The 13,619-nt window shown below is 71.5% G+C and carries 10 protein-coding genes; 4 read left to right on the forward strand and 6 right to left on the reverse strand.

What is annotated here, in order from left to right; genetic code table 11:
* Positions 1-27: 27 nt before the first annotated feature.
* Genes ACFKCF_RS46415 through ACFKCF_RS46435 form a run of 5 tightly spaced genes read right to left on the reverse strand, consistent with a single transcriptional unit; the run spans position 28 to position 6,806 of the window.
* Positions 28-783 (reverse strand): SDR family NAD(P)-dependent oxidoreductase, encoded by a 756-nt coding sequence (locus ACFKCF_RS46415; RefSeq protein WP_394501772.1) that lies wholly within the window; start codon positions 781-783, stop codon positions 28-30.
* Entirely contained in the window at positions 780-1,979 is a 1,200-nt protein-coding gene (locus ACFKCF_RS46420; RefSeq protein ID WP_394501773.1) for an ATP-NAD kinase family protein, read from the reverse strand. Before ACFKCF_RS46420 ends, ACFKCF_RS46415 begins: the two co-directional genes overlap by 4 nt.
* Entirely contained in the window at positions 1,976-3,517 is a 1,542-nt protein-coding gene (gcvPB, locus tag ACFKCF_RS46425) for an aminomethyl-transferring glycine dehydrogenase subunit GcvPB (RefSeq protein ID WP_394501774.1), read from the reverse strand. The genes ACFKCF_RS46420 and gcvPB overlap by 4 nt, the downstream gene beginning before the upstream one ends.
* Entirely contained in the window at positions 3,514-4,839 is a 1,326-nt protein-coding gene (gene gcvPA / locus ACFKCF_RS46430; protein ID WP_394501775.1) for an aminomethyl-transferring glycine dehydrogenase subunit GcvPA, read from the reverse strand. The genes gcvPB and gcvPA overlap by 4 nt, the downstream gene beginning before the upstream one ends.
* Positions 4,836-6,806: a beta-galactosidase gene (locus tag ACFKCF_RS46435; protein ID WP_394501776.1), complete on the reverse strand. Its 1,971-nt coding sequence runs from the start codon at positions 6,804-6,806 to the stop codon at positions 4,836-4,838. The genes gcvPA and ACFKCF_RS46435 overlap by 4 nt, the downstream gene beginning before the upstream one ends.
* A 103-nt stretch (positions 6,807-6,909) precedes the next feature.
* Here ACFKCF_RS46435 and ACFKCF_RS46440 point away from each other — a divergent pair, with 103 nt between their 5' ends.
* A complete protein-coding gene (locus ACFKCF_RS46440) occupies positions 6,910-7,557 on the forward strand; it encodes a GntR family transcriptional regulator (protein WP_394501777.1) in 648 nt (215 codons plus the stop codon).
* Here the strand turns inward: ACFKCF_RS46440 and ACFKCF_RS46445 are convergent.
* Positions 7,511-7,816 (reverse strand): hypothetical protein, encoded by a 306-nt coding sequence (locus ACFKCF_RS46445; protein WP_394501842.1) that lies wholly within the window; start codon positions 7,814-7,816, stop codon positions 7,511-7,513. The genes ACFKCF_RS46440 and ACFKCF_RS46445 overlap by 47 nt on opposite strands.
* A gap of 294 nt (positions 7,817-8,110) precedes the next feature.
* Here ACFKCF_RS46445 and ACFKCF_RS46450 point away from each other — a divergent pair, with 294 nt between their 5' ends.
* The 3 genes from ACFKCF_RS46450 (at position 8,111) to prfH (ending at position 13,574) form a co-directional block, all read left to right on the forward strand.
* Positions 8,111-11,287, forward strand: coding sequence for an amidohydrolase family protein (locus tag ACFKCF_RS46450; RefSeq protein WP_394501778.1), 3,177 nt, complete (start codon positions 8,111-8,113; stop codon positions 11,285-11,287).
* A gap of 464 nt (positions 11,288-11,751) precedes the next feature.
* Positions 11,752-12,924 (forward strand): RNA ligase RtcB family protein, encoded by a 1,173-nt coding sequence (locus tag ACFKCF_RS46455; RefSeq protein ID WP_394501779.1) that lies wholly within the window; start codon positions 11,752-11,754, stop codon positions 12,922-12,924.
* Positions 12,921-13,574 (forward strand): peptide chain release factor H, encoded by a 654-nt coding sequence (gene prfH / locus ACFKCF_RS46460; RefSeq protein ID WP_394501780.1) that lies wholly within the window; start codon positions 12,921-12,923, stop codon positions 13,572-13,574. The genes ACFKCF_RS46455 and prfH overlap by 4 nt, the downstream gene beginning before the upstream one ends.
* The last annotated feature ends 45 nt before the right edge of the window (positions 13,575-13,619 follow it).

The following is a 13,619-nucleotide window of genomic DNA, read 5'->3' on the forward strand; positions in this document are numbered from 1 at the left end:
TTCAGGGGGTTGCGTGGGGGGTGTGGGTCAGGCGAGCCCGCCGCCGTCGACGACGAGCGCGGACCCGGTGATGTAGCCGGCCGCGTCACCGGCCAGGAAGAGCACGGCGTGGGCGATCTCGTCCGGGGTGCCCGGGCGGCCCATCGGCCGGTCCGCCGCGTCGGACTGGAAGGCGGCCCAGTCCTCGCCGAGCTGGCGGGCCTCGTCACGCAGCATGGGCGTGTCGGTGTCGCCGGGGTTGACGGAGTTGACCCGGATGCCGGCCTTGGCGTGGTCGATGGCGAGCGCGCGGGTCATGTTGACCACGGCGGCCTTGGAGGCGCAGTACGAGATGGCGTTGGCGCCGCCCTTGAGGCCCCATCCCGACCCCGTGTTGACGATCGAGCCGCCTTCGGTCATCGCCGGGATGGCGTGCTTGCACATGAGGAACACCGAGCGGACGTTGACCGCCATGACGCGGTCCCACTCCTCGACGTCGAGGTCGAGCGCGGTGGTGCGGCGGATGATGCCCGCGTTGTTGAACAGGACGTGCAGGCCGCCGAAGATCTCGACGGCGGCGCCGACGACACGCCGGCAGTCCTCGGGGTCGGAGACATCGGCCTGCACCGCGATCGCCTCTCCCGCCTCCGCCGCGATCCGCGCCACGGTGGCGTCCGCTCCGGCCGCGTCGAGGTCGGCGACCACCACCCGGGCGCCCTCTCTGGCGAAGAGCAGGGCGGTGGCCCGCCCGATGCCCGAAGCGCCGCCCGTGACGATCGCGACCTTGCCGTCGAGCGTCTTCATCCGTCGAACTCCTCACTTGCCGCACAAATGCGATAAATCGTGCTTTCGCGGTATCCAGTGATCACCTGGACGTGCCCGCCGAGCTTCTTGTCGAGGTCCTCGTCGCCGCTGTCGGCCAGCAGCGGCCGTCCCTTCAGCGACGCGAGCTTCTGCTGGGTGGCCAGGACGAGCAGCCGCCCGCCCGGGCCGGACCCGCCATCGAGCAGCGCGTCGAGCACCCGGGGCGACACCTGCTGGTTCCCGCGCCCCAGCACGAACCCCTGCCCGCCGATGACCGACAGAACCAGCACCGACTCCTTGCCGCTGACCAGGCCGAACAGCTCGGTCTCCGCGACATCCGCCGCCACCAGGCGGCCGCCCGCCGGAGCGAGCTCCACCACGTCCACGCCGAGCAGCGTGGTGGCGAGGCCCAGCGCGCGGCCGACGGCCCGAGTGGTGGCGCCCGGTCCGAGGACGTAACGGACGCCGGGCCGCATCCTGGCCACGACCTCCCGTGCGACGCCCTCGGCGGTGGCGGGCGCCGTACCTGACGATCCGGTCTTGCGCCCCGACAGCGCGGCGCGGGCGGCGGGGACGCGCAGGCTGCCGTACAGCCGGGGGCTGACCAGGCCGCGGCGGTAGGCGTCCTCGTCGAGATCCACCACCTCGGCCTCGGCCGTACGTACCGGGTCGAACTCAGCCGCGACGAACCCGGCGGCGGCCGGGCTGAGGGCGAAGCAGCCGGAGTAGACCTTCACCCCGGCCGGAACGCCCAGCACGGGCGGCGCCTGGCCGCCGAGCGCGCGGACCGCGTCGAGCACGTCACGCGCCGTCCCGTCACCACCGGCGAACAGCAGCAGGTCCACCCCGGCCAGCGCGGCCACGGCGCGCCGCGTGTCCGCCGCGCTCGTCCCGGCGGACCCGCCGGGACACGCCTCGGCGGGCCCGGTCGGCGGCCGGACCAGGTCGTACGGGGTCCCGGAGGCGCGCACGCTGTCCTCGCCCATCCGGCCCGGCACCGTGAGCACCCGGGTCCCGGGACGGCGGGCCATCAGCGTGCGGACGGCACGCGCCGCCCGCTCGCCCGCCCGGGGTGTCGCGCCCCTGGCCAGGGCCGCGCGCTGCACCTCCACGCCGTCGCTGCCCTTGAGCCCGGCCGCGCCGCCGAGACCGGCGACCGGGTTGACGACCAGCCCGACCACCGCCGCGCCCGTCATGACAGGTGCTTGCGGACGTAGGCGCGCCAGGTGGGCGCCCACTCCTTGGGGTCGTCGAGCGGCGTCATGTCGATCTTGTGGACGCTCTGGTTGTACGGCGCGCCCTTGACGAACCCGGGATCGCGCCGCGCCTCTTCGGCCACGTGCGCCAGGATGAGCGCGTACTCGTCGAGGTCCTCCTTCGAGTACGACTCCGTGGGCTCCAGCGTGAACGGCTCGGGCACCACGTACGGGTGGTGGCTGGTCCAGTAGTGCACCCCGAAGTCGGCCGCTCGGAGGCCGATCTCCTCCGAGTGCACCCCGGTCTCCTCCGACAGCTCCTGCCAGGAGTAGCGCACCTGCTCCACCCTGCGCCTGTCCCACGGCGCGGACGCGCCCGGGATCTGCAGGATCCTGTGCATCAGGTAGTTGTTGTTGAGTACGGCCGTCTCGGCGACCTGCCGCAGGCCCTCGGCCCCGAGCGCCATGATCCAGGCGTAGGCGCGCACGATGTTCGGGGTGACGCCGAGGAACGGCCGAACCTTGCCGATGGAGGCGGGCGGCGTCTCCAGGCGGTAGGACTCGCCGTCGAAGGCGACGACCGGGCCGGGCAGGAACGGCGCCAGGTCCTCGGAGACGCCGCACGCCCCGGCCGCGGGCCCGCCGCAGGCGTGCGGCGTGGAGAAGGTCTTGTGCAGGTTGAAGTGGCACAGGTCGAATCCGGCGTCGCGGGCGCGGGTGATGCCGAGGATGCCGTTGGCGTTCGCCTGGTCGTAGCAGGCCAGGCCGCCCGCCTCGTGCACCAGGTCCACGAACTCCCTGATCCGGGGGTTGAAGATGCCGGTGTCCTCCGGGTTGGTGATCATCAGTGCGGCGGTGCGCGGGCCGACGGCGGCGCGCAGCGCCTCGATGTCGGGCAGGCCGTCGGCGTCCGGCATCAGGGTGACGACCTCGTAGCCCGCGGTCTTGGCGCAGGCCGCGTTCGACGGGTGGGAGAACATCGTGGTGATCACCTGGTCACGGCGTGCCCCGCCGCGGGCCGCGTGGTAGGCGCGGATCATGGCGATGTTGGCGTAGATGGCCGCCGACCCGGAGCCCGGCTGGAGCGAGACCCGCGCCATGCCGGAGATCTCCGCCAGCATGCGTTCGAGCCTCCAGTAGATCTCCAGCACGCCCTGAACGGTGTCCTCGTGCTGGAGCGGGTGCAGCTCGGCGATGGCGGCGGCGAACCTGTCGTTGACCTTGGGGCTGTACTTCATCGTGCAGGTGCCCTGCCCGACGTCGATGTTGAGGTCGGCGCCCAGGTTCTCCTGCGACAGCCGCAGGTAGTGCCGCAGCACGTGCGGCTGGGACATCTCGGGCAGCTTCGGCGGCTGCGCGCGGCGCACGGAGCCGGGCAGCTCGACGCGTGGGGCGCCGGGCTCGGGCACGGCGACGCCGCGGCGGCCGGGCGCGGACAGCTCGAAGATGATCGGCTCGTCCCAGCGCGCCTGGTGGAAGCGGCGCAGCGGCGGCTTCGGCGCGATGGGGAGCTCGGCGAAGGACTCCGTGGTGTTCACAACGTCTCCTGTACGGCTGCGGCGAGCCGGTCGATGTCGGCGATGGAGTGGCGTTCGGTCACGCAGACCAGGACCGTGCGGTCGTCGAGCGCGACGCCGCCGTAGATGCCGCGCTCTCGCAGCCCGTCGAGCAGGGCGGCGCTGGAGGGCACCTCGACGGCGAACTCGCGGAAGTGGATCGCGTCGCGGTGCAGCACCGTGACCGACGCGGCCAGGGCGTCCATGGCGTAGCGCGTGCGGGCCAGGACCGTCTCGCCCAGCTCGCGCATGCCCTGCGGGCCCATGAGCGCCAGGTAGACCCCGGCCGTGATGCCCCAGAGGGCGGCGGCGGTGCCGACCCACTCCTTGCCCTCCTCGCGGTGCGCGAAGGAGGTGCGGTCGTAGTAGACGTCGCCGAAGCCGTACTCGCCGGGCACCTTCGTCGGCGCGATCCCGAACAGCCGGGACGGGAACTCCGCGACCAGCGGTTCGTGGTCATGGGTGGCGATGTAGCCGGCGTGGCCGCCGCCGTAGCTCTGGTGCATGCCGAGCGACTGGATGTCGCCGCAGGCGATGTCCGCGCCGTAGGACGCGGGCGGGGCGAGCACGCCGAGAGAGATCGGGTCGGCGCCGGCCACGAGCAGCGCGCCGTGCGCGTGGGCCAGGTCGGCCAGCTCGCGGCCGCGGGTCTCGACGACGCCGTAGACGTTCGGGGTCTCCAGGTAGAGGGCGGCGTAGGAGTCGTCGAACGCCTCGACCGCGATCTCGCCGCCCTCCCCCACCGCGGCCAGGACGATCTCGACGTCCGGGGCGAGGAAGTCGCGCAGCTTGCTCAGCTTGTCGGCGCTGATGGCGGCGCTGACGCAGACCTTCGAGCGCCTGGTGTGGCGGCACGCCATGCGCAGGGCGGTGCCGGCCGCCTGGAAGCCGTCGTAGGTCGGGACGTTGACGACGTCCATCTCCAGCAGCTCGCCCATCATGCTGACGTACTCGAACAGGGCCTGGAAGCGGCCGTGGTCCTCGTACGGCTCGCCCGCGTACGCGGTGAGGAACTCGCTCCTCGCGTTCACCTCGTCGCACACGGCCGGGACGTGGTGCGGGTAGCAGCCGTGGCCGAGGAAGCTCAGCGCCTGCTCCGTGTCGGTGACGCGGCCCAGCAGGCCCTTCATGTGGCGTACCAGGTCGTGTTCCGCCGTGAACGGCGCGGGCAGGTCGAGCGGCCGGGCCAGGCGCAGCTCAGCGGGGATGTCGGCGTAGAAGTCCTCGACGCTCGACGCGCCGATCGCGGCGAGCATCTCGGCCCGCACGCCGGGTTCGGCGTTCGGGATGTACGGGTGCGTCACGTGTCTCCTTCGATCCTGAGCACTACGGCGTCGCGCGGGGCGAGCTCGATGTCGCCGCGCAGGCGGGTCTGGGTGAGCAGGTCCGTGCCGGGGTACGGCAGGGTGACCCGCTGCGGGGTGGTCGTGTGGTTGAGCAGGAAGAGGTGGCGCCGGCGGCGGACCGCCTCCACGCCCGCGGGCGTCTCGACGGCCGTGACGTCGCCGAGCACCTGGTCGAGCACGGGCGTCACGTCGTCGAGCAGGCAGCTGACGTAGGTGACGCGGCCCTTGCGGGTGATCGCGGGCAGGCCGTCGAGGTCGCCGCCCTCGTACGTGGCGAGCACCGCCGCGGGGTCGTCGCCGTCAGGGCGCACCCATTCCGTCCAGGTCCTGGCCAGGCCGCCGGCGCCGCCCGCGTACCGCACCGGCTGGGTCGCGCCGTCGGTGAGCGGCCAGAACTCGTCGATCGCGACGCCGAGCAGATCGCGCAGCGGGCCGGGCGCGCCGCCGTCGTGGACGCGGTCGGCGGCGTCCACGACGCCGCTGAACGGGCCGACCACCAGCTCGCCGGTGACCGACGCGAGCCTGCCTGCCTGTTCGGGGGTGCACAGGTAGAGGTTCGGGACGATCACCACGCGGTAGCCGGACAGGTCGCGGTCCGGCGGCGCGAGATCGACCGTGATGCCGCGGGCGTGCAGTGGCGCGTACCAGGCGAGCAGCAGGTCCTTGAGCTTGAGCCGGTCGGACGGCATCGACTCCGGCGCCTCAAGGCCCCACCAGCTGTCCCAGCCGAGCACGAGTGCCACCTCGGCCCGCGTGTCCGTGCCCGCGACCTCGGCGAGTCTCCGCAGGTCGGAGCCGAGACGGAGGGTGTCCTGCCAGCCGCGCGTGCGCGTGCCGCCGTGCGGGAGGAGGGCCGAGTGGAACTTCTCCGGGCCGTACCTGGCCTGACGCCACTGGAAGAACAGCACGCCGTCGGCGCCGTGCGCCACCGCCTGGAGGCTGTGCAGCCGCATCATGCCGGGCGGTTTGGGGACGTTCACCTCGCGCCACGACACCGCCGACGGCGCCGACTCCAGCAGCAGCCAGGGGCGCCGTTTGAGCGAGCGCATCAGGTCGTAGCTGAGCGCGACCGCCACGTGCGACTCCGGGTCGGCCGGGTCGGGATAGGCGTCGTCGCTCACCAGGTCCTCGGCCGCGGCCCAAGCCCAGTAGTCGAGGCCGTGCAGGACGCTCATGAAGTTCGTGGTGACGGGAACGTCCGGGGTCATCGCGCGCAGCACGTCACGCTCGGCGGAGAACAGCTCCAGGAGCGCGTCGCTGCAGAACCGGCGCCAGTCGAGGAGCTGGGCCGGGTTGATCGGGCCGGGCGCCCTGCGCGGCGGCTCGATCTGCCCGAACGCGGTGTAGTGCTGGCCCCAGCAGGACGTGCCCCACGCGGCGTTCAGCGACTCGATCGTGCCGTGGCGGGCCTCCAGCCAGGCACGGAAGTGCCGGGCCGACTCCGGGCAGAAGCATTCCAGCGTGTGGTCGGCGTACTCGTTGCCGACGTGCCACATGGCCAGGGCGGGGTGGGCGCCGTACCGCTCGGCCATGGCGGTGGCCAGCCGCGCGGCGTGCTCGCGGAAGAGCGGCGAGCTGGGGCAGTAGCCCTGGCGCGAGCCGAACTCCAGCCGCACCCCCTGCGCGTCGACCGGCATGACCTCCGGGTGCTCGCGCACCAGCCACGGCGGCGGGGTCGCGGTCGCGGTGGCGAGGTCGGCCGCGATGCCGTGCTCGTGCAGCAGGTCCAGGACGCGGTCGAGCCAGCCGAAGTCGTACGCGCCGGGCCGCGGCTCCAGCCGCGACCACGAGAAGACCGCGACGGTGACCATGCTCACCCCGGCCTCGGCCATGAGCCGCATGTCCTCGGCCCAGACCTCCTCGGGCCACTGCTCGGGGTTGTAGTCGCCGCCGAACAGCAGCCCCGGCACCCGGGTCAGGCTCACTCCCGCTCCCCTCTCGTGATATTTTGTATTCAGAATACATAGTGCAGTATTTTGTATCGCGTCAAGCGGTAAGCTTGGCCTGGCCGAAACCCGAAGGAGCCACATGCCCATCGAGCGGCGACCGCTGCGCGAGCAGATCAGGGAAGAGCTGCTGACCAGGCTTGACCGGGGCGACTTCGCCGCGGGCACCGACATCAACGAGGCCGCGCTGGCCGCGGAGCTGGGCGTCAGCCGCACACCCCTGCGCGAGGCGCTCATCACCCTCGCGGGCGAGGGCGTGCTGGAGAGCAGCCAGGGCCGCGGCTTCAGGTTCGCGCCGGTGAGCCGCAAGGAGTTCCGGGAGCTGTGCGAGATCGTCGCGGCGCTGGAGTCGCTCGCACTCGACTGCTCCAACCCCGCCCACCTTCACCGCATCGCGCCCGAGCTGCTGACGATGGCCCAGGAGTTCCCCGACCGGATCGCGGAGCAGCAGGACATAGAGCGTCATGACGACGAGTGGCACGACCTGCTGCTGAGCGGCTGCCGCAACGAGCGGCTGCTCGACCTCATCACCAGCGTCAAGGCGGGGATGCGGCGCTACGCCCACCTGCTGGCGGGCGACGACACTCCGCTGGAGCGGGAGGCGACCGAGCACCGCCTGGTGGCCGAGCTGCTCATCGCCGGAGACCTTCCCAAGGCCGCGCAGGCCCTGCGCGACAACTGGGTCAACGGCATGGAGCGCATGATGTCGCGCATCCCCTCAGCCGATTAGCCTCCGGCACGCAGGCCGGCGCCGTCGCCGCGAGCAGCCGATGCGCGGGTCGCGCCGCCGGACGTGCCGAAAGCCTCGCGGATCCAGTGGTCCACGGCCGGGTGCGACCGCAGCATGGGGCTGATGAGGTCGTGCAGCCGAGCCCGCGCAATCTGTCGGCCAGGCCGGTGGCCAGGCTGGTGCTCGGCCTGGCCAGTTCGCCCTTGGCGTCGAACAAGCTGACCGCCAGCTCGCTTCCGCCGGACGTCGCGGTGAGCAGGAGCCCGCCATCCGGCGATCACAGTGAGCGCCACCCCCCGTCCCACCGGTTCCTCTTGACCAATTCTTTTGACCGACGTATGTACATTCCTATGCACGTACTTTGGTCAAGCAGGCCCCGCTGCCCTCAATGAGCGCATCTGCCCGCCTCTGCTCGATGAGCCGCCGGCAAGCGGGTGGTGGCGATGATCAACCGGATGAGCTCATTTCGCCTTGGACCATGAATCGCGCGTCATCATTTTCAGCCGTTCGATGACTATCTGACCATGCGTGAATAGTGGAGTGAAAAGCCCCGATGTCCCATTCACCGGTTCCCCCCAGCGCGTTCACCTCCACCTCCGGATCGACGTCACGCCCGTCCCGCCGGGCCGTCTTGGCGGGCGGCGGTGCCGTCCTGGCCGCCGCGCTCGCCCCCGCCTCACCGGCGGGGGCCGGCGTAGCGGGGAACGCCGGTAGGACATCCGTCGCCTCCGGCACCGACTTCGCCGTCGCGCCCTCGCCCGACGGCCGCCTGCTCGCCCTCGACCTGCTCGGTGTCCTGTGGGTCTGCTCCGCCTCCGGGGGCACCGCCCGCAGGCTCACCAGCGACCTGTACGACATCGCCCAGCCCGACTGGTCCCCGGACGGATCCACCATCGTGTTCCAGTCGTACCGCGACGGCGTCTTCAACCTGTGGACGATCCGGCCCGACGGGTCCGCGATCACGCAGTTGACCACCGGCCCGTTCGACCATCGAGAGCCCCGCTACAGCCCGGACGGCCGCACCATCGCCTACTCGTCCGACGCGGGGGGCAGCTACGGGATCCACCTGCTCGACGTCGCCACCGGAGCGAGCCGCGTCCTGACCGACACCCCCGTCGAGGAGTACGAGCCGGCCTGGTCACCCGACGGGAGCAAAATCGCGTTCGTCGTCGCCGACACCAGGATCGACGTCATCGAGGTCGCCTCCGGCACGCGCAGCACCGCGGTGACGGTGCCCGCCGGTCAGGTGATTCACCAGCCGTCCTGGCTGCCGAACGGCACCGACCTCGCCTACCACCTCTTCCACTCGGGCGCCAATGATCTGGCCGGCACCGCGGGCACCCTCGTCACCGGCGAGGAGGTCTTCCCGTTCCGTGCCCGGTTCGCCCCGGACGGACGCTACTACTACACCTCCGCAGGCACCATCAAGGTCCGCCGCCTCAACTCCGCGTCCGTCGGGACAGTCGGCTTCACCGCCGCGCTGACGGCGACGACTCCGAAGTACAAGAAGAGGGTCCGCGTATTCGACGAGCCCGGGTCGTTCCCCGTCGTCGGAATCGGCAGCCCGGCCGTGTCCCCGGACGGGTCCGCCATCGCCTTCCGCGCGCTCAACGACATCTATCTGATGCGCATCGGTGGCGCGCCGGAACCGCTTTTCCGTGACCGCTGGTGGAAAGCCGACCCGGATTTCTCCCCGGACGGGCGGCGACTGGCGTTCGTCACCGACCGCACCGGCACCCTCAACATCTGGGTCCGCGATCTGAGCACCGGCGCCGACCGGCAGGTGACCCATCTGACCGACTCCGCCGCCCTGTCGGTCCGGTGGTCACCCGACGGGAGGGAGATCGCCTACCTGGACCAGGACGGCGCCCTGTGGGTTGTGGACGTCTCCACCGGCGACCTGCAGAAGATCTTCGACGCCACCTTCGAACCAGGCCGCCCGACCTGGTCACCCGACGGCAGAACCCTCGCGCTGGCCGCGGTGGTGCCGTACTCACGACGCTACCGTGAGGGGCTGTCCAAGATCCTGCTCGTCGACCGGGCCACGGGTGCCGGCACGTACATCGACCCCGCGCCACACCGATCCTTGCAGACCCGCGGCGACGACGGGCCGGTCTGGTCGCCTGACGGCACCATGCTCGCCTTCGCCATGGAATCGCTCCTGTGGGTCCTGCCCGTCGACAGGACCGGACGGCCCACCGGCAGCGCCCGTCAGGTCACCCAGGAGGTCTCCGACGCCCCCGTCTGGGCAGGCGGCTCGGCCGCCCTCGTCTACCTGAACGGGGGACGTCTCAAGAGCGTGCGCCTCGACGGCAAGCCCGCCCGGTCGATTCCGATGCGGCTGACCTGGCGCAACGACAGCGGCCCCGATCAGGTCGTCATTCACGCCGGCCGCATGTGGGACGGCGTCTCCGGCAGCGTCGTCCGCGACGTCGACATCGTCGTACGAGGCCAGCGGATCACCGCGATCGAGCCGCACCGGGACGGGAGGCCCGGCGCCCGGATCGACGCCGGCGACAGGTTCGTCATGCCTGGCCTGATCGACATCCACCATCACCGTGAGATGCAGGGCTACGCCTACGGCTCGCGGCAGGGTCCGCTGTGGCTCGCCCTGGGCGTCACCACGACGCGTTCACCTGGCTCACCTGCGTACCACATGGTCGAGGAGCGCGAGTCGGTGCAGTCCGGCGCCCGGCCCGCACCGCGCTACCTGGGCACTGGCGAGGCCATCGACGGGGCGCGCATCTACTACAACTTCATGCGCCCGACGTTCTCCCACGACCAACTGCGGCTCGAACTGCAGCGGGCCGCCTCCCTCGACTACGACATGATGAAGTGCTACGTGCGGCTGCCGGTCGTCTGGCACAGGGAGGTCATCGACTGGGCCCACCGCCAGGGCAAACCGGTCAGCTCGCATTACCACTATCCGGCGATCGCCATGGGCGGCGACCAGACCGAGCACGTCGGCGCCACCAACCGGTTCGGCTACTCACGCACCGTCACGAACGTCGGGTCCGCCTACTCGGACGTCATCTCCATGTTCAACGCCTCGAAGATGGCCAGAACGCCCACCCTGTTCAACTCCTCGACCCTCTACCGGGACGACACCTCGCTGGTCACCGACGAACGAGTCCGCCGGCTCTACCCGAACTGGCGGATGGCGCAGCTCCAGGCGACGGTCAGAACGGCGCAGACCGCCGACCCTGCGGCGGTCCAGGTGGTCCGGACGAACCTCGCCAACCAGGTCGCGCAGCTCACGGCGATGATCCGCGGCGGCGGCGTGGTCACCGCCGGCACCGACGCACCGATCGATCACCTCGGCATCAGCCTGCACATGAACCTGCGCGCCATGGTCAAGTACGGCCTGACCCCGCGGGAAACGCTCACCGCCGCGACCAGCACGTCCGGAGCCTACCTCGGCCTCCCGCTGGGCAGGATCGCCAAGGGCATGTACGCCGACCTGGCCATCATCGACGGCGACCCGCTGTCCCGCATCGAGGACGCCGCCAACGTCACCGCCGTCGTCGTCGGCGGGAGACACCACACCGTCGAGCAGCTCCTCGCGCCTTACCCGTCCTCCACCACCACCGACGAGGCGGCACCCGCAGCCGCTGCGCCTTCCGGCAAGGTCAAGGACCGCGTCCCCGTCCACCCGAGCACGGCGAGCCACTGGTGGAACGACCCTGCCCAGCTCGAGGAAGCCCGAGTCGCCTGCTGCCACGACCACTGAGCGCGCATCCATGGGCCCTGCGGGAGCGCCTGGCGGACAACTGCGGCCTGACCTCGTCTGGTGCGGCCCTGATGGCAGCGGGGCGCGGTAGCCGACGCCCAGGGCCATACCGCCTGATCAGCTGTTCCACCTCGGCCCCCATGTCACCGCGTGCAGGCCGGGGGCCGCCCGAATTGCCTTGCATGACCTGATCGCCCGCGAACGCGAATCCGGTACCGGTGACTGCTTGCCACAGAGCCGGCGTTCGTGCCCTGGTGGCGGCGGGCCATCGGGACGGACTGGAGGGTGCGTCGTCCAGGCATGCAGGCCCGTACGGCCGAAAACCGTTTGCCTCGCATGGCGGGGCTCAGAGAACGTGGTCTCCATGATGCTCTGACGGACAGCACCCGTATTTTCCAGATGCCGCGGCGCCGGTTCGCGCCGTGATGCCGCCTGCCCATGCCCTGTTCAGCGAAGAGAGCGTTTTGTCTCAGCAATCCACCCCGCCCATGGGGTCGGCCACCGTCACCGTGTTCGCCTCCCCCACCAGCTGGATCGAATCCGATGCCGTCGCGCAGTGCCACCAGGTGGCCGCCCTCGACGGCATGATGCACGTCGCCGCCATGCCGGACCTGCACCCCGGCAAGGGAGCCCCCATCGGCGCCGCCATGGCGTCGGCCGTCTTGTACCCGTTCCTGGTGGGCTCCGACATCGGTTGCGGCATCGCCGTGTTCCCCGTCAAGCTCAAGCGCGCCGTGCCCGAGAAGCTCGCCGCCCGGTTCCCCGATCTCGATCGCGCGCTGGATCCCGAGCGGGATGCCGACGATCCCGCCTGGGACGTGGTGAAGGGTGACATTCCCGCCGGTCACGTCGAGGGCCTCGGGACGGTCGGCCGGGGCAACCACTTCGTCGAGCTGGCGCGGATCGGGACCGTCTTGGAGCCGGACCACGCGAGCCGTCTCGGGCTCGCCGCCGACGACCTGGTGCTCATCGTCCACAGCGGTTCCCGTGGGCTGGGCGAGCGGATCCTGCGGGCGCACACCGAGGTCCACGGCGCGGGCCCCGCCCCTGATCCCGGCGCCTACCTGGCGCTGCATGACGACGCCGTACGCTGGGGTTCGCTCAACCGGCGGCTGCTGGCCGCCCGGGTCGCCCATGCCCTGGGATTCGAGCCCACCGAGCCGATCGTCGACCAGTGCCACAACCTGGTCGAGGTCCGCGACGGGAGCTACCTGCACCGCAAGGGGGCGGCGCCGGGTGACGGCCGCGACGTGCTCATCGCCGGTACGCGAGGCACCCCTTCCTATCTGGTGGCCGCCCACGCCGGGCCGGACGCCGGCCATTCCGTGGCGCACGGCGCGGGCCGCAAGATGTCGCGTGCGGACGCCCTGCGCCGGGGGCGGGCCAAGCACACGGTCGAGGAGCTGCGCCGTACACCGGTGGGGTCGCTGGTGGTGTGCGGCGACCGGCAGCTGCTCTTCGAGGAGGCGCCGACGGCCTACAAGCGCATCGAGCAGGTCATCGCCGACCTCGTCGAGCATGACCTGGCCACGCCCGTGGCCACCACGATCCCCCTCGTCACCTACAAGACGCCCGACCTCGGGTCGGCGCCCCAGAGGGACCATCGGGAGCAGCGCCGCAGGCGGGGGCGGCCGTGAGCGTCCACCTGCTGCTGTCGGCCGGGCGCGGCCCGCAGGAGTGCACCTGGGCGCTGGCCCAGCTGCTGCACCGCCTGGAAGCCGACGCCACCCGGCAGCGGCTGGAGACCCATCGGGCCCAGACCGTTCCCGGTGAGCGGCCCGGCACCTACCGGTCGGTCCTCGTCCGGATCGCGGGTGCCGGCGCCGAGGCGTTCGCCGCTTCGTGGACCGGAACCCTGTGCTGGCAGGCCCCCAGTCCGTACCGGGCCGGCACCGGCCGGAAGAACTGGTACGTCATCGCCCAACCGTGCCAGGTCGACACCCCGCGCACGACGTTCGCGGAAGCAGACGTCGACATCGTCGCCTGCCGCACCGGCGGCCCGGGCGGTCAGCATCGCAACAAGGCCAGCACGGCCGTGCGGGCGACCCACCGGCCCACGGGGATCGTCGTCGTGGTCGACACCGAGCGGCAGTTGAGCCTCAACCGGCGCATCGCCATGCGGCTGCTGCGGCAGCGCATCGAGCACGGCGACGAGGCGGCGGAGCGCGCCGTCACCACCGCCCGCTGGCGCATCCACGATGACCTCGTACGCGGCGATCCCACCCGCATCGAACGCCCGGAAGCCTCGGAGCAGAACCTGGCGTCACAGGCGCGGAAGCGCCGGTGACGGCGGCAGTCCACCCCGGCCACGCCGCCCGCGAACGGAAGATCG

Origin of the sequence: Nonomuraea sp. JJY05 (assembly GCF_043496855.1) — a bacterium.
Classification (GTDB): domain Bacteria; phylum Actinomycetota; class Actinomycetes; order Streptosporangiales; family Streptosporangiaceae; genus Nonomuraea.